This window comes from Paenibacillus sp. LX16 (genome assembly GCF_036252815.1).
Classification (GTDB): Bacteria; Bacillota; Bacilli; order Paenibacillales; family Paenibacillaceae; genus Paenibacillus; species Paenibacillus polymyxa_B.
Map to the genome: position 1 here is coordinate 1,043,611 of NZ_CP141152.1, position 16,044 is coordinate 1,059,654.

Consider the following 16,044-nt stretch of genomic DNA (forward strand, 5'->3'; position numbering starts at 1 on the left):
GATGAGCGATGACGGAGGTGACCCGGTGTAATCGGGTTGCCTTTTTTAGGTAAGAGTTCATTGATAGCAGTGAGTGCAGTCACATAGACACATACAAAAACATGACTATAATGAACACATAGTTAAAATTTAGTCTTTATGGAGCTGACGGCTCCAAACATCTCATTTATAAAGGAGAGAATTCATCTCATGAGCATACATTTAGAATTGGATTCCTTGTCCGTTGAAAGGCTAGAAATGGCCCTTTCAGGACGACCGGGAATGTTCAAGTTGTTTTATGACACCGAGGATTGCGGATGCAATGGCGTACTTGTCATCTTGGTTGTCACTACGCCGAATGCAACTGATAAAGTAGTTCAGTCTGAGCCTTATTCTTTTTGGGTAGATCGCCAGCAGGAGCAACAGTTCGATAGCAGAATGCGGCTTGAGGCAGACCCTAGTTACCCGTCATTCAAGCTAAGCAGTGATGCCGGTATATTTAGTAGCAACATTAGAATTAAAGATGTACGCATAAAGTCGTCTGAGGAGTGATATCACCGGGGACGAGCATTTTGCTTATCGCAACGGCGCAGATACTACGTCCAGCCAGTATGTCGTTTTAACGAAAATACAAGCGAGGATTATGCTCAGAATAGGTAATAGCGATTCATTAAGCACCAAGAAAGCAGTTCTGAATGAACGCCAAACTCCAAAAGACGAACCTAATCCAGCCCCATTGGAAGAGGTTTGTCTTTTGCGTTATATTCAATTCGTTCCTCCAAAAAATGAAGTGTTTAGTGGCCAGCTCTGAAGTGGTACAATAACCTTTATGATAATCGGAGAAGGACGTTGAGAAAATGAAAAACTTGCTCGTTTCGGGCTATCGTGCCCATGAGCTGAATATTTTCAGTCAGAAGCACGAAGGCATTCCATATATTAAAAAGGCGATTGCAGGCAGGCTTATTCCCCTGATCGAAGAAGGGCTGGAATGGGTGATTACCCCCGGTCAATACGGGGTGGACTTGTGGGCCTGTGAGGTCGTTACTGCACTAAAACAGCAATATCCCCACCTAAGATGCTCTATTATGATGGCTTATCAAAATATGGAGGAAAAATGGAAAGAGGACAAAAAGGAATATTTTCAGCAGATTTGTGCGGAAGTTGACTATGTGGGAGTAATCAGCCGTCAGCCCTATCAGGGAATATGGCAACTCAAGGCACGGGATGAACTCCTTTTCCGCAAAACAGACGGTTTATTGCTTGTTTACGATGAGGATGCCGGAGAGGGCAGCCCACGTTTTATGAAGGAACTTGCATTGAAAAAACAACAGGCAGAGGGCTATCAGTATATTAGCATCAGTTCGGAGGATATCCAAAGTATAGCTGACGAAGAACGATTATTCATGGACCTCTGATTTTTAAAGCATTAGCCCGGATTTTTGAACAAAAAGGACGTATTCGTCCCTTTACATTTTTGTAAGCGCTATCATAAAATTTAAACAACAATAACTTATCAGTCACATAAAATAAATTTATTGAAAATACAAACCATGAAAGGAGCTAATGATTCAGATGAACAAAAGGTTTCGGTATGCTGCGTTGCTCTGTCTCGGTGCCATGTTGAGTGGAGTGGTCCCCCCGATGGATAGCCAGGTCTCTGCTGCCTCTACGAGGCAAATGGAAAAGCTGAACCGTGGAGCCGTCGCTGTTAAGGTGCCTGAGGGTGTGCTGGTGAGCTGGCGCTTGCTCGGCACGGAAGCGGATTCGGTCGGCTTTAATTTGTACAGAGGGACAAGCAAGGTAAACGATGCGCCGATTACATCGAGAACCAACTTTTTGGACAAGGCAGGTACGACCTCATCTTCGTACACCGTTCGTGCCGTGGTCAATGGAGCAGAGCAGGCCGCTTCCCCTGCGGTGAAGGTATGGAACAACAACTATCTGGATGTTCCGATCCAGCAGCCCGCAGGAGGCACAACTCCGGATAATGTGAACTACACGTACCATGCCAATGATGCCAGCGTAGGGGATCTCGATGGTGATGGCGAGTATGAGATTGTGTTAAAATGGGACCCTTCCAATGCCAAGGATAATTCGCAATCTGGTTATACGGGAAATGTATTTTTGGATGGCTACGAGCTGGATGGAACACGCAAATGGCGGATCGACCTGGGACGTAACATACGGGCTGGAGCCCACTACACACAATTTCTCGTCTACGATTTTGATGGAGATGGTAAAGCAGAGATCGTATGTAAAACAGCAGACGGCACGGTAGATGGTACAGGAGTAAAGATTGGCGACGCTTCGGTTGATCATCGAAACGCGAGCGGATATATTTTGAAAGGTCCCGAGTTTCTAACTGTGTTCTCAGGTAATACAGGCAAGGCTCTTAGTACGATTGACTATGTGCCGCCGCGCGGAACGGTATCGAGCTGGGGAGATAATTATGGTAACCGTGTGGATCGTTTTCTCGCCGGGGTTGCTTATCTGGATGGCGTGAGACCGAGCATTGTGATGGCACGTGGTTATTACACCCGCACCGTTCTGGTCGCATATGATTGGCGGAACGGCAACCTGAGCCGACGCTGGACCTTTGATAGCAACAGCTCCACCAATGCTGGAACGGCTGGACAAGGAAACCACAGCTTGAGCGTGGCAGATGTGGATGGAGATGATAAGGATGAGATCGTGTATGGCTCGCTGGTTGTAGACGATAACGGAGCGAAGCTGGCTAACACGGGGATGGGACATGGAGATGCACTTCATGTTGGCGATCTGGACCCCGACCGTTCAGGCTATGAAGTGTTCAAGGTGAACGAGGACAAAAGTGCCACCTACGGAGCTGCCATGTACGACCCGCGTAATGGTAATATTTTATGGGGCGTAAATACAGGTAAGGATACTGGAAGAGGCATGTCAGCAGACATTGACCCGCGGACCAAAGGGAACGAGCAGTGGGCACCGGGTATTGGGTTACGTTCAGCCAAGGGGCAGCTCATCACCAACACGCTACCGTCTCCCATTAATTTTGGCATCTGGTGGGATGGGGATCTCCTCCGTGAACTGCTGGATCATACCTCATCAAGCGCTGGAAAGATAGACAAGTGGAACTATACGAACTCGACTACTTCCAACTTGCTTACGGCAACAGGAACGAGTTCCAATAACGGAACCAAAGGAACGCCGTCCTTGCAGGCCGATCTGTTCGGTGACTGGCGTGAGGAAGTCATTTGGCGTAAAAGTGATAATTCAGCGCTGCGTATCTACACAACACCATACGAGTCAGAACATCGATTTTACACGCTAATGCATGATCCAGTGTATCGCCTGAGTATTGCCTGGCAGAACGTAGCTTATAATCAGCCGCCGCACACCGGGTTTTATCTGGGAGAAGGGATGCCCAAGCCCCAGCAGCCGAATATATATACTCCTTGATATGTCGTTCGGTAGTGGTTTGAAAGCAAATAGAATGAACAAAAACAGAGAGGGCTCCAAGCTAATTGGAGCTCTCTCTGTCATGAGAGCCCAAGAGATAACGTATGCTTTCTATAAAAACGGGAACATTAGTTCTTATCGATGGAATATATGTATGAAAAAGGAGGCGGATTCTGTGAGTTCTTTAACGACTGAAGGCATGATCGAGCTCGTAACTAATGTCGGATTCCCTGCTGCATTAAGTCTGATTCTGTTAAAATACATCCTCGTCACTTTGAGTCGCAGATTGGAGGAGCTGGACCGATCTGTTAAGCAACTGTCGCTATCCTTGGAAGAGATGGAGGCAAAGCAGTTGAAACAGTCAGAACAACCATCCCCGGCAAATACGGACAAACTTCGTGCAGAATGAATAAAAAAAGGCAAATAGAAACAATTTAGCAACCCAATCGAGAAGCGAAATTCTTATAATAGAAACGTGTGCAGTTTATGCAGACATATGATTATGGAGGTGTATATAAGTATGAAAATAAATACGAAGCTATCCGCACTGTGCATTGCGGCCACACTTATGAGCGTGGCACAGGCCGCTGCAGCCGCGCCTGCTGTGACCGCTCCAGCGGAAGCGACGCAGCCGAGCGTTGCCAATCCGGCCGCATCCAATCCGGCCGCATCCGCTCCGACCCAGGTGCCAGCACCAGCAGCGTCTGCGTCGGCTACGACCCCAGCCCCGGCGCAAGCGCCGTCGGTTCCAGCAGCCTCGACCCCGGCTGCAGCCGCAGGTTCTGCCAAAGCCGCTTCACCAGTAGCTCCGTCTGCACCAGCACAGCGTCCATCTACATCAGTAGCACCCGCGGCTGCTCCGACCGTACCGTCGACTGCGAAGCCGTCTAAGCCGCAGCAGCCGTCCACTTCGGCGCCAGCCGCCGCGGCTACCAGCGTGAAACCGACGCAGCTGGACAAGCTGAACCACGAGAGTGCGGTTCCGCTTGTGCTGGAGGCGCAATCTCGTTATCAATATGCGATCAGTGGTGGCAGCTCGGTGGGTGAGTCGTTCCAGTTGAACGGCAAAAGCTATCGCTATCTGTCCGAGGACATCGGCACGAAGACCAAGCTGATCAGCTATCTAACGCAGGCCTACACAAAGCAAGCGAGTGAGCAATTTGTCGGTAAATTTTTCGTTGAAGTTAATGGTAGATTAGCTCAGTTGAACGCAGATGGTGGCAATTTGCTTGAGTTCGGTCGGGCTACGGCGAAAATGGTAACCATGACTCCGGTGAAGCGCAGCTACTTGCTGACCGTGCCTTATCCGGCACAAACCAAGAAGGCGAATGAAAAAATCACCGTGAATTTTGAAAAGGTCGGTAGCTACTGGAAAATCAGCTCCGCGCCGCATGTCATTTTCTAAATTAAGATTTTGCAACAGGCTTCATATGGGGTAAAGTGATGTTAAGGCTTGTTTCGTAAGCCCCAATTCAATGCAGGGGAGTGCTGTGCAATGATGACACCCATCAAGGTAAAAGACGTTAAGGATATTGAAAAAATCAATCAAATCGTTTCTAATTATACCTATGACATCTGGATTCATAGCAAAAGCGGCATGGCAGATGCCAAATCCATTTTAGGCATGTATGTGCTGAAGCTGGATGAGCCGCTAACTCTGGTTGTACCTGACAACGTCAATCCCAAGAAGCTGTTCAAGGAGTTGGAGGAATTTATTCATTTTCCTGCTCAAGCCGAATAAACGGCAAGGAATCACCTGTGAACACTGCATACTCTATTATGAAAATAACGCAAAGAAGCCGTGGAACCTAAGTCCCACGGCTTCTTTTTTTAGTGTTCTTCCTCGTCCAAAAACGGGAGATTCACCGAATAGTACATAACCCCCATAAGCAGCACGCCGCCAACCAGATTTCCGAGTGTCACCGGAACGAGATTATGGATCACCCCAGCGACAGAAACCGTACCCGGATGGTCCAACACGAGCGCAATGGCGAAAGTACACATATTAGCCACACTATGCTCATATCCCGAAATGAAAAAGCAGAACACAAACAGCATCATGGCAAACATCTTTGCGCCATTTTCCTTCATAAACATGGGAACGAAAAAGGCAAGACAGACGAGCCAATTACACAAAATAGCTCGGAAGAATAGCTGCATTGCAGGCGCTTCCATTTTATGCTCAACCACGTTCAGTAGAAAGCTGTTCACGCTGGAGGAGTCAAACAGCCCGGTCAAGTAAATAAGGAGTGCAAATACCCCCGCACCCAGTAAATTACCGCCATAGCTGGCAGCCCATAATCGAAGCACCTGCCCCCAGCGCAGCTTTTTACGGAGCGCAGCATAAGTGTAATAGAAGGTGTTACCTGTAAACAAATCCCCGCCGCCGTAAGCGATCAGAATGATGGCAGCTCCGAACGTAAGTGCCGCCATGGGATAAGTGAATGGAGAATGCTCCATGTAAAAAAAGTTGCCCGTCTTGAAGGCTACAATAACGCCGAACCCGATGAACATACTCGCCAGCATGGAACGTGCCAAATACCGGAGTAGGCTCTGCTTGTAAATTTTGTACTTCTTCATAGCTAGCTGTTCGACATTGCGTAAGCCTTCCGTCTCCATATTTAAGGACAACCTCCTATTTTCTCATATGTAAGTCTTTAAACAGACTTTATTTTTCCCGAAACATGTCCAGTCTGTCAGCAATCCTGTTAGCTTAACAAACCAAGCTTTTGCAGTCCGTACAAAATACCGTCTTCATCTGCGCGTTTTGTGACCATTTTAGCTGCGGCTTTGGCTTCATCACAGCCGTTGCCCATCGCCACGCTGTTATGTATAGCTGTTAGCATCTCCACATCATTTAAGCCATCGCCAAAGGCGTATTGATTTTCATCGGCAATGCCCAGTCTGGACGTAATTTCGCGGATGCCCTTCGCTTTGGAGCCAGCATGAGGAACAACGTCCACAGAACTCGGATGCCAGCGTACAAAGTCAAACGCCTTGAATACCGCTTCATAGAAAGGCTCTTCTTCTGCTGTACACATCAACAGCGTCTGATAAATATCTCTTCCCTGGAAATAGAGCGGATCGTATCCAACTGAAATCTTGGCCTTAAGCGTTTGGACCGATTTCTCCACAAGCTCATCGTTAGGAATATTGGCCTTCATGTCCATATGATCCATATATACGAGAGCATGATTATGTGTGAGGGCCAGATCGGTCATCGCTTGCAAGGCTTCTCTGTTCAACGGATTGGTAGCGACCACTTCCCCGCGAAGCACGACATATTGCCCATTAAAGCTGACGTAGGAGTCAATTTCCAACTGCTCGCGGATATCTTTGAACATAAAAGGCGCACGGCCGGTTGCGATGGCCACCTCATGTCCCAGCTCTTTCAAAGCAAAGACGGCCTTTTCTGCCGTTAACGGCATTTTCTTGTCATCGTCCAGTAACGTACCGTCGATATCAAAAAAGATAATTTTTTTGTCTGACATGTCCATACACCTGACTTTCAATAATGTATTGTCGAAATGAACTCATATGGATTCATTATATCAAAGGAACTGCTTCTGAATACACAAATACGTATAAATCCTCATGAATGTCCGACCTCTATAGCTTACAATATGAAATAAGGATTACTGTAAAATATAATTTCTATCTCCTATTTTCTTAGATGGGATGTGATCACCATGACAAAAATCCAAGTCACACCGGAGCAGCTGGACAGCGTGGCCTCCCAATTTGCCAATGCCCACGGCACACTGTATAACCAGTTAAACGGCCTGGATAGCACAATGAACCGCCTTCACAGCCAGTGGGATGGTATGGAGAGGAACCGTTTTTATAATGACTATCGTACGGCTAAATATACACTTTCTTCTGTATTAAATAAGGTTCAATCCATTGAAATTGAGCTGAAAAGCATCGCTTCGAAGTTTAGAAATGCGGATGGTGAAAGCACACGTGGCTTCTGGACTGCCCTGGCAGCGGCAATGAACGCTAGTGCAGCGCTGGCGGGCAGTGGAGAGGCTAGAGATGCTGGTGGAGAAATTGCCAAGCAGCCCAAAAACATAGACGAATGGGATCAGGCAGACGCGGATAAATATCATCAATATGAGGAACTACTAAAAAACGCCGAGGCCATCGGCGACAAGCAGGTTATGCAGAAAATTCACGATCAGATGAATGTCCTGCGGCTGCAATATGAAGACTCAGTTACCCGTACAGATTACAATACAGGAGAGACCTCCAAGATCACATCCGATTCCCTTGTCGCCGTCACCGAACTGACAGGTAAAGACGGAAGCAAGACGGATATATCTATAGATAAAAAAGGGAATGTTGTGAGTTATGAGCAAAATACGGATAAATACGATTACTGGGTCCAAAAGCATACCCAATCCTCCGGAGAGCACGCTCTAGGTAAAACGGCCCAGACCGTCACCGGATATGGAATAGGTCTTATTTTGTCGCGCGGGGCTGGAGTTAGTGGGGCAGGTTCGGGCATCGGTTCTGGCGCAGCCTCCGGGTGGGGGGAACACGTCGTCGGCATTGGCGGCGGCATGCTCAGTGACAAAGTACTCTTCTCTGTACCCGATGAGGACGAAACCCGTACCATGATCTACCGAACGAATAAAGAAACCGGACATATCGAGAACATGATCATCGTCACCAAAGGTGAGAATGAAATGGAGTATCGCTATTGGGAGGATTATAACTAAGTCTTGAGCCGTGAACGATAGCAACGTGAATAGGAGTATCTATAAAATCTACAGTCTTTTTTTCTGGAACAGGTGAGCGGCAGGTGGAAACCGTAAACTCGCTAGCTGAAGAAGTCTGTAGATTTTTTTGTTTACCAATTTTTTCTGAATTCCGATATATTAAATAGATAGAATACATATTCAAGTTATTTTAAATGAATATTCGAAAAAGATTAAAGTACTAGTTTTAGAGGGAGAAATAGTAAATGAAAAAAAGAGCCAGCATAGGGAGAGGAGTTACTATATGCAACAATCAGAGACATTACTGTACAAGTACAGGCTAACATTGAAAGATATCATGTTATTTAATTTTTGTTTGAAGTATCAGAAGTCTACTGGGCTTAAGTTGATGGCATCAATCCAGTTTCTGTTGGTCATTATGGCTACATACAAGCTTATAGTAGATAATGAAGTAGATCCTAATACGATAGCGATGTTCTTCTTTCCATTCTTAGTTTTTGTAATTATTCCTTTCTTTACTATTAAAGAAGTGAAAGCTAACTACCTAAATCACCCACAATGGCCTATTGAAAAAGATTATGAGTTTTCAAAGGAGGGGCTTCATTTTACGTACTCTGCGGGTTACAACTGGGATGAAGTAAAGGGGGGCATTAATACGCTGACTGCCTTTTATATATTGTTGCCTGATCATAAGTTTATATTGATTCCCAAACGGGTTTTTTCTAGTAGACTGGAGGGCCGACAATTCAAAGAAATGTTGAAAACCCAGATCGGATCAGAGAGATGGGATTATAAATTTATAGACAAGATGAGCAAATTAAATAGAAAATGATTGTATTTCTAGTAAATTTAATTGATGCCTAATACGGTTGTTAAAAGGAGGAACTCATATGTATCTTCTATTTTGTAGCGATCCTCTGAATTCTAAAAATGTGGATATGGATTACCGTGAAGAGTGCGAGGTTGCACGGAGTCTTGGTTTTGATACAGGGTTGGTCAATTTCGATAATCTGATTGAGGATGAACGGGGAGAATCAGGGTCTAACCCATATATTGTTTCTAAGAATATGCGAGAGTATGTTGCTAAACAGGGAAACGAGTACGTGAACGCGCTATACCGAGGATGGATGTTAAGGCCCAAAGTGTATGATGCTTGGACTGCAGCCTTGGAGGCCGATCGAATCAGGATGCTGACAAGTGCTGAGAGTTATAGGAATTGTCATTATTTTCCTGATTCATACTCGTTAATTCAAAACTTTACGCCTCGAAGTGTATGGCTGGAGCGGGACCAATTGGATGCGGAGTATATTCGAAAGGCGGTCATGCCTTTTGGAAAGACAGCAATAATGGTCAAGGATTTCGTTAAATCACGGAAACATGATTGGCTGGACGCTTGTTATATCCCAGATGCGTCTGATCAGGTGCATGTGGAACGTGTGATTCGTCGTTTTGTTGAACTTCAGGGAAAGGAATTGAATGGAGGAATTGTGTTAAGGGAGTTCGTACCTTTAGAATTTCTTACCCTTCATCCCAAAAGTGGTATGCCCTTGTCTAAAGAATATCGTCTTTTCTTTATGTTCGGAGAGCCTGTTTTTACGGTTAATTACTGGGATGAGGCGGCATATGAAACAGTTCCTACAGATCTGAATGAATTTATTCAGATTGCACGTCAAATCCAAAGTCCGTTTTTCACAATGGATATTGCTCGTACACAAGCAGGGCAATGGATTATTATAGAATTAGGAGATGGACAAGTTTCGGGACTGCCTGAGCACACGGATCTTGAAGCGTTCTATACCAATTTAAAAAAAGCGGTGGTGAACCGTGGATTATGGTAAAGGCACAGTGCTTCTGTTGAATTGGAAGGCTGTGCCTTTCTATGAACTCTACCATTTCACAGACTTGCAATTGGGGTACCAAATGATGGATGATAGAAGAGGGCCTTTTATGTAGAAAATAGGGCTAAAGATAGAGAGGATACCAATAATAAATAGATCGTATTTACCGTATTTTTGTATATTATTGTAGAAAAAGATCGTAATTCAGGTTATAGTAAAGGAAGAAATTAACTAGGATGCATTTTACTCAAATACGTAATTGTGGAGGTAACCATGAGTACATTTAAAAATTGGTTGAATACAACTAAAAAAGGACTTGGAGACCAAGTTAAGAAGTTTAAGAATAAAGATTTTATGGAAGCTGTTGTTGCAGGCTGTGCATTAGTAGCATTTGCTGACGGTACGATTAGTCCGGAAGAGAAAACAAAAATGGCCGGATACATAAATATCAGTGAAGAATTGAAAGTGTTTGATATGGGTGAGGTCATCAACCGTTTCAATCACTATGTAGCGAACTTTGAATTTTCACCTCAAATCGGTAAACAGGAAGCACTGAAGGCGATTGGTAAATTGAATGGCAAGCCTGAAGTAGGCCGACTCGTTGTTGGCGTATGTAGTGCCATTGGTGCAGCTGACGGTGACTTTGATGCCAATGAACAGCGAATTGTGGCTGAAATTTGTGGCGCGCTTGGTTTGAATCCGTCTGAATTTAGTCTGTAAATTTTACGGAAGGGAGGTGTGTTAATCAGTGGCTGTAATTAATCTGGTCAAGGGCCAGAAAATTGATTTGACCAAAGGCAACACAGGACTAACCAAGGTTATAGCTGGATTGGGATGGGACCCAGTGCAGTCCAAAGGATTTTTTGGCATCAAGAAGCAACCGAACATTGATTGTGATGCTTCTGCCATTTTGCTGGACGCAAACGGGAAACTGACTCAGTCAGATAACGTAGTGTGTTTCCATAATAAAAAAAGCCCATGCGGCTCAGTCGTTCATTCCGGTGATAATCTGACCGGACAAGGCAACGGTGATGATGAACAAATTGCGATTGACCTGGCACGTATTCCTGCCAATGTCGACAAAGTGCTTGTTGTTGTGAATATATATGATTGCGTAAACCGGAAACAGGATTTCGGCATGATCGAGAAGGCGTATATCCGCATTCTGGACGGTGCTAATTCCAAGGAGCTGGTTACGTTTAATTTATCTGATAATTATGAAGGGCTGACCGCACTGGTATGTGGAGAACTCTATCGTCATAACAACGAATGGAAGTTTGCTGCAATTGGTGAAGGAACCCATGCCGTACATATTGATGTGCTGGCTCAGCGTTATATGTAATTTTAGTTACTCATACAAAACTTAATGTGAAAAGGGGTTCTTACTCATGGCAATTAACTTATCCAAAGGTCAAAAAATTGATTTGACGAAAACAAATCCAGGTTTGTCCAAAATTATGGTTGGTCTCGGTTGGGACACAAACAAATACGATGGCGGTAAAGATTTTGACCTGGACGTATCCGTATTTTTGGCTAATGCGGAAGGTAAAGTAGAATCCGATAAGAACTTTGTCTTTTTTAATAACCCACAAAATGAGAACGGTTCTGTCGTTCATACAGGGGATAACCGCACAGGTGACGGCGACGGAGATGACGAGCAAATTAAAATTGATCTGGGCAGCGTGCCAGCTAACGTTGAAAAGATCGCTTTTACGATTACAATCTATGAAGCACAAGAACGCAGCCAAAACTTTGGACAAGTGTCCCGTGCTTATGCTCGTATCGTAAACGAAGCAAACAATGAAGAATTGGTCCGCTTTGATCTGGGAGAAGATTTCTCGATCGAAACAGGCGTTGTTGTAGGCGAACTGTATCGTCATAGCGGTGAGTGGAAGTTCAATGCCATTGGTAGCGGCTACCAAGATGGTCTTGCAGGATTGACGCGCGATTACGGTTTGGCATAAAAAAATCTATACAACGAAAGCGGGTATGCGGAATGACCATTAGCCTTTCCAAAGGACAACGTATTGATCTGACCAAAACGAATCCTGGCTTGACTCGTGTCGTTGTAGGTCTTGGATGGGATACGAATAAATATAGTGGTGGCGCGGACTTTGACCTGGATGCTTCGGCTTTCCTACTTTATGAAGACGGTAAAGCCAAAGCAGCGGATGATTTTGTATTTTACAACAACCCGACAGGCGGAGCAGGATCGGTTACTCATACGGGCGATAACCGCACAGGTGAGGGCGATGGGGATGACGAGCAAATCATCGTTGATTTCTCGAAGATTCCTGCGAACATCCACCGTATCGGGATCACGGTTACCATTTATGATTACGAGGCACGCGCGCAAAACTTTGGGCAAGTATCCAATGCTTTTGTACGTGTGGTAGATGCGGCAACAGATCGTGAAGTGCTACGCTACGATTTGGGAGAAGATTTCTCCACCGAAACGGCCGTCGTATTCTGTGAATTTTACCGTCAGAATGCGGACTGGAAATTCCAGGCTATCGGTAGTGGCTTTGCTGGTGGATTGGGTGCGCTCGCTAAAAACTATGGCTTGGACGCTCAATAATATCCACTTGGGGTGGTGTCCATAGGGCGCTACCCTTTCTTTTTAAGCTATTACATTAGCGTACGCTGACACATGACAAACGGACAGAAAGGTGACACAATCATGGCTGTTATCGTAGTAAAGGGACAGAAGGCGGATTTGACGAAAACAAATCCGGGCCTGACCCATGTCAACGTAGGGATTGGCTGGGAGTCCCCAGCGTCTCTGGAGCTGGATACTTCGGCATTTTTGCTGGGTCCTGGAGGAAAAGTATCGGGCGATGAGGACTTAATTTTTTATAACAATCCGACCACGCCCTTTATCACCTATTCAGACGGACAACAGTCCGATGACAAAAAGCAATTTGCCCTTGATCTGACACGAATTCCTGCAAACATCGAGAAGATTGCGTTTACGCTGACGATTTATGATGCGGATCAGAAACGGCAAAATTTTGGACAGGTTCAAGGTGGGTTCATTCGTTTTGCTCATCCGGTTAGCGGAGAGGTTTTGCGGTTTAACTTGGACAGTGGATTTACAGTGGAAACGGCGATTGTCATTGGTGAACTGTACCGCCATAACGGGGAATGGAAATTCAATGCGATTGGCGCAGGCTTTTCCGGTGGATTGGATGCGTTGTGCGTTAATTTTGGGATTGAAGTGGAAAATAATCCGGCTCCTCCCACGCCAGTGCCTACACCACCACCAGCGCCTCGACCAGCACCAACACCACCACCAGTACCACCTGCTCCGAAGCCAGAGCCATCTGCAACACCGGTGAATCTGAATCTGCGGAAAATTGAGCTGAAGAAGAAGGGCGACACTATCAACCTGAAAAAAGGCTCAGGCGGATTGGGTGAAATCCTGATCAATCTAAACTGGAATCAGGTGCAGCAAAGCAAGGGCTTTTTCAATCGCGGTTCCAAGGGTGTCGATCTGGATCTGGGCTGCTTGTATGAGATGAAGAACGGAGATAAAGGCGTTGTGCAGGCGCTCGGGGAAGTTTTCGGTTCTCTAAATCGCTTCCCGTACATTGCTCTGGATGGCGACGATCGTACGGGCTCTGTGAAAACAGGAGAAAATCTTCGCATTAATGGTGCTAAAATTTCTGAAATTAAACGAATTTTGGTGTTCACCTTCATCTATGAAGGAGTCACGAACTGGTCACAAGCGGACGGGGTAGTTACGCTGTACCAGAAGGATGGGCCTGACATTATCGTTCACATGAATGAACATGACAATCGCAAAGGGATGTGTGCGATTGCTATGATCCAAAATGTAAACGATGAAACGTTCAGCATTGAAAGACTCGTGCAGTTCTATGGCGGTCATCGTGAGTTGGATCGGGCCTATAACTGGGGCATGCGCTGGTCGCAGGGTAGCAAATAAATTGAATTATCGGAGGCACTCTTTTCATGTTGAATGATTTGTTTAAAAATATCAGCGAAAACTACGGCCATTTCTTTTCATGGAGTGATGTTGTAGCTACGCTTACTGATCCAGTGAGTTGGGGGATTATAGGAACTCTCATTTTGCTGGAAGGACTTTTATCGGCGGATAACGCCTTGGTTCTCGCAGTTATGGTTAAACACTTACCTAAGGAACAACAGAAGAGAGCCTTATTTTACGGGATTTTGGGTGCGTATATATTCAGGTTTCTGGCTATCGGCTTGGGTACATTCCTGATTAAGTTCACCCTGATTAAGGTACTGGGTGCGGCTTATCTGCTCTATATCGCTTATAAGGGCTTATTCAAGTCCGAAGGTGATGGAGAAGTGAAAAACAAACCTACTTCTTTTTGGAAAACCGTATTAATGGTCGAACTGATGGATATTGCCTTCAGTATTGACAGCGTCATTGCCGCTTTCGGTGTGAGCGAGAAAGTGTGGGTTCTATTCCTGGGTGGTATTCTCGGCGTTCTGATGATGCGTGGTGTTGCTCAAGTGTTCCTCAAGCTCATTGATAAATTTCCGGAACTGGAACAGACAGCCTTTATTATGATCGCCATTATCGGGGGTAAAATGCTGGCTGCTGCTTTTGGCTTTCATATGTCGCAGGTTTTATTCTTCGGCATTTTGATTGCTGTCTTTGTAGGCACAATGGTTATCAGCTCGGCGAAAAGAAAGAAAAAGGCCGACAAAGAGGCTTAATGTACAAAGTATAGCGAAATCCCTCCTGAAACTAAGGGGGGATTTCTTTTATACCCGAAGCACAGGGCTTCAGTCAGGCAAGAAAGAGTAAGAGGAGGGGAAGAGCCCTGAAATATTTTAATGATTTAACCTCTGAGGAAGTAGAAGCGATCTTTTATACTCCACCATCGGAGTTTCATAACCGTTCTCCCAAAAGTATATTGGCTTATGCGATAGGAGCGGCTTTGTATATGCCAGCGACCCGCTCGGAAGTAGCGGAAGAGATCAAAAATGGAAAACATGAAGGGCTAACAACGGTCATTTTAGATTTGGAGGATGCTATAGGGGATCAGCAGGTCGGGCAGGCGGAACAATCGCTGGCGCAGCAGCTGTTTCAACTATTGTCCTATGTACGGACGGGGATGATGAGTGAACAGCAATTACCTTTGTTATTTGTGCGTGTGCGCTCTGTGGAGCAGTTGGAACGACTACTGAACGGTTTGGGTGAATCTTTGTCGCTGCTCACGGGCTTTGTCTTACCCAAGTTCTCTTCTGATAATGGACGAGCGTATTTTGCACTCATTGCAGAATATAACCGGAGTATGCATACAGGGGCAGGAAACGAAAACAACATGCCTGTGCTGTACGGGTTACCGATTCTTGAAAGCTCCAAAATCATTTATCGGGAATCCCGCTGGAAAGAGCTACTGTCGATTAAAGAAATTTTAGACGAGTACCAGGAATATGTGCTCAATGTACGAATTGGGGCAACTGATTTCTCAAGCCTATATGGACTGAGACGCAGCCCGGATATTACGATTTATGAAATTGCCGTCATTCGGGATTGCATCGCAGATATTATTAACTTGTTTGGACGCGTGGGCTCAAATTATGTCATTTCCGGTCCTGTATGGGAATATTTCTCTCACCGAGAACGTGTCTTTAAACCTCAATTAAGAGTGTCTCCTTTCGAAGATACACTTGGAAAGCCGGGACGACACTTGCGGATGGACTTCATCTCAGATGCCGTAGATGGACTGATTCGAGAAGTCATGATGGACAAAGAGAATGGGATTATTGGCAAAACAATTATTCATCCCTCCCATATTAAACCGGTACAAGCCATGTATGCGGTGACACATGAAGAGTATATGGATGCACTTGAAATTGTTGAGCGTAACGACGGTAGTCTGGGTGTATTCAAAAGTACCTATGCCAACAAAATGAATGAAATTAAGCCGCATTTGAATTGGGCTTATCGTATTATCAATAGATCAAAAGTATACGGGGTGTTACATGAACAACAACATTTTGTCAGTCTCTTACCCAACCACGAAAACACATCTGCTGCCAATCCTGGAGCAGTTCAGCGTTAAAATTAC

Annotated in this window: 18 protein-coding genes; 16 read left to right on the forward strand and 2 right to left on the reverse strand. The window is 45.3% G+C overall.

The genetic code is table 11. From position 1 onward, the window contains the following. The first annotated feature begins 189 nt into the window (after positions 1–189). From T3H97_RS04700 to T3H97_RS04725, 6 genes are all read left to right on the forward strand, one after another. Positions 190–531, forward strand: coding sequence for an iron-sulfur cluster biosynthesis family protein (locus T3H97_RS04700; RefSeq protein ID WP_069291208.1), 342 nt, complete (start codon positions 190–192; stop codon positions 529–531). Positions 532–836: 305 nt separating this feature from the next. Further along, positions 837–1,394: an SLOG family protein gene (locus T3H97_RS04705; RefSeq protein ID WP_328801840.1), complete on the forward strand. Its 558-nt coding sequence runs from the start codon at positions 837–839 to the stop codon at positions 1,392–1,394. A 157-nt stretch (positions 1,395–1,551) separates the two neighbouring features. Then, a complete protein-coding gene (locus T3H97_RS04710; RefSeq protein ID WP_442955633.1) occupies positions 1,552–3,417 on the forward strand; it encodes a rhamnogalacturonan lyase in 1,866 nt (621 codons plus the stop codon). Positions 3,418–3,592: 175 nt separating this feature from the next. Then, entirely contained in the window at positions 3,593–3,826 is a 234-nt protein-coding gene (locus T3H97_RS04715; protein ID WP_023987187.1) for a hypothetical protein, read from the forward strand. Positions 3,827–3,937: 111 nt separating this feature from the next. Next, a complete protein-coding gene (locus T3H97_RS04720) occupies positions 3,938–4,822 on the forward strand; it encodes a DL-endopeptidase inhibitor IseA family protein (protein ID WP_328801841.1) in 885 nt (294 codons plus the stop codon). A gap of 90 nt (positions 4,823–4,912) precedes the next feature. Then, complete coding sequence (locus tag T3H97_RS04725; protein ID WP_328801842.1) at positions 4,913–5,158, forward strand: HPr family phosphocarrier protein; 246 nt, start codon at positions 4,913–4,915, stop codon at positions 5,156–5,158. A gap of 89 nt (positions 5,159–5,247) precedes the next feature. Here the strand turns inward: T3H97_RS04725 and T3H97_RS04730 are convergent, their stop codons facing one another. After that, positions 5,248–6,036 carry a formate/nitrite transporter family protein gene (locus tag T3H97_RS04730; RefSeq protein WP_013308962.1) on the reverse strand — a complete coding sequence of 263 codons (789 nt, stop codon included), beginning with the start codon at positions 6,034–6,036 and terminating at the stop codon, positions 5,248–5,250. A gap of 89 nt (positions 6,037–6,125) precedes the next feature. Next, positions 6,126–6,908, reverse strand: coding sequence for a Cof-type HAD-IIB family hydrolase (locus T3H97_RS04735; protein WP_103049758.1), 783 nt, complete (start codon positions 6,906–6,908; stop codon positions 6,126–6,128). A 198-nt stretch (positions 6,909–7,106) separates the two neighbouring features. On the opposite strand from T3H97_RS04735, the gene T3H97_RS04740 reads away from it, so the two are divergent. The 10 genes from T3H97_RS04740 (at position 7,107) to T3H97_RS04785 (ending at position 16,038) form a co-directional block, all read left to right on the forward strand. After that, the gene (locus tag T3H97_RS04740; protein ID WP_328801843.1) at positions 7,107–8,138 is read left to right on the forward strand and encodes a WXG100 family type VII secretion target; all 1,032 of its coding nucleotides are present in this window, start codon (positions 7,107–7,109) and stop codon (positions 8,136–8,138) included. 283 nt (positions 8,139–8,421) lie between these two features. Next, positions 8,422–8,970 (forward strand): YcxB family protein, encoded by a 549-nt coding sequence (locus T3H97_RS04745; RefSeq protein ID WP_328801844.1) that lies wholly within the window; start codon positions 8,422–8,424, stop codon positions 8,968–8,970. 58 nt (positions 8,971–9,028) lie between these two features. Further along, positions 9,029–9,976: an ATP-grasp domain-containing protein gene (locus T3H97_RS04750; protein ID WP_328801845.1), complete on the forward strand. Its 948-nt coding sequence runs from the start codon at positions 9,029–9,031 to the stop codon at positions 9,974–9,976. A 273-nt stretch (positions 9,977–10,249) separates the two neighbouring features. Then, entirely contained in the window at positions 10,250–10,696 is a 447-nt protein-coding gene (locus T3H97_RS04755) for a tellurite resistance TerB family protein (RefSeq protein ID WP_013308968.1), read from the forward strand. Between the two features lie 28 nt (positions 10,697–10,724). Further along, the gene (locus tag T3H97_RS04760; RefSeq protein WP_272639979.1) at positions 10,725–11,318 is read left to right on the forward strand and encodes a TerD family protein; all 594 of its coding nucleotides are present in this window, start codon (positions 10,725–10,727) and stop codon (positions 11,316–11,318) included. Positions 11,319–11,364: 46 nt separating this feature from the next. Further along, positions 11,365–11,940: a TerD family protein gene (locus T3H97_RS04765; protein WP_025720839.1), complete on the forward strand. Its 576-nt coding sequence runs from the start codon at positions 11,365–11,367 to the stop codon at positions 11,938–11,940. 32 nt (positions 11,941–11,972) lie between these two features. After that, positions 11,973–12,554, forward strand: a complete 582-nt coding sequence (locus tag T3H97_RS04770; protein ID WP_023987194.1) for a TerD family protein — start codon at positions 11,973–11,975, stop codon at positions 12,552–12,554. 102 nt (positions 12,555–12,656) lie between these two features. Continuing rightward, positions 12,657–13,922 carry a TerD family protein gene (locus T3H97_RS04775; protein ID WP_328801846.1) on the forward strand — a complete coding sequence of 422 codons (1,266 nt, stop codon included), beginning with the start codon at positions 12,657–12,659 and terminating at the stop codon, positions 13,920–13,922. A gap of 26 nt (positions 13,923–13,948) precedes the next feature. Further along, complete coding sequence (locus tag T3H97_RS04780; protein WP_023987196.1) at positions 13,949–14,683, forward strand: TerC family protein; 735 nt, start codon at positions 13,949–13,951, stop codon at positions 14,681–14,683. Between the two features lie 197 nt (positions 14,684–14,880). Further along, entirely contained in the window at positions 14,881–16,038 is a 1,158-nt protein-coding gene (locus T3H97_RS04785) for an HpcH/HpaI aldolase/citrate lyase family protein (protein ID WP_258012602.1), read from the forward strand. Positions 16,039–16,044 lie beyond the last annotated feature (6 nt).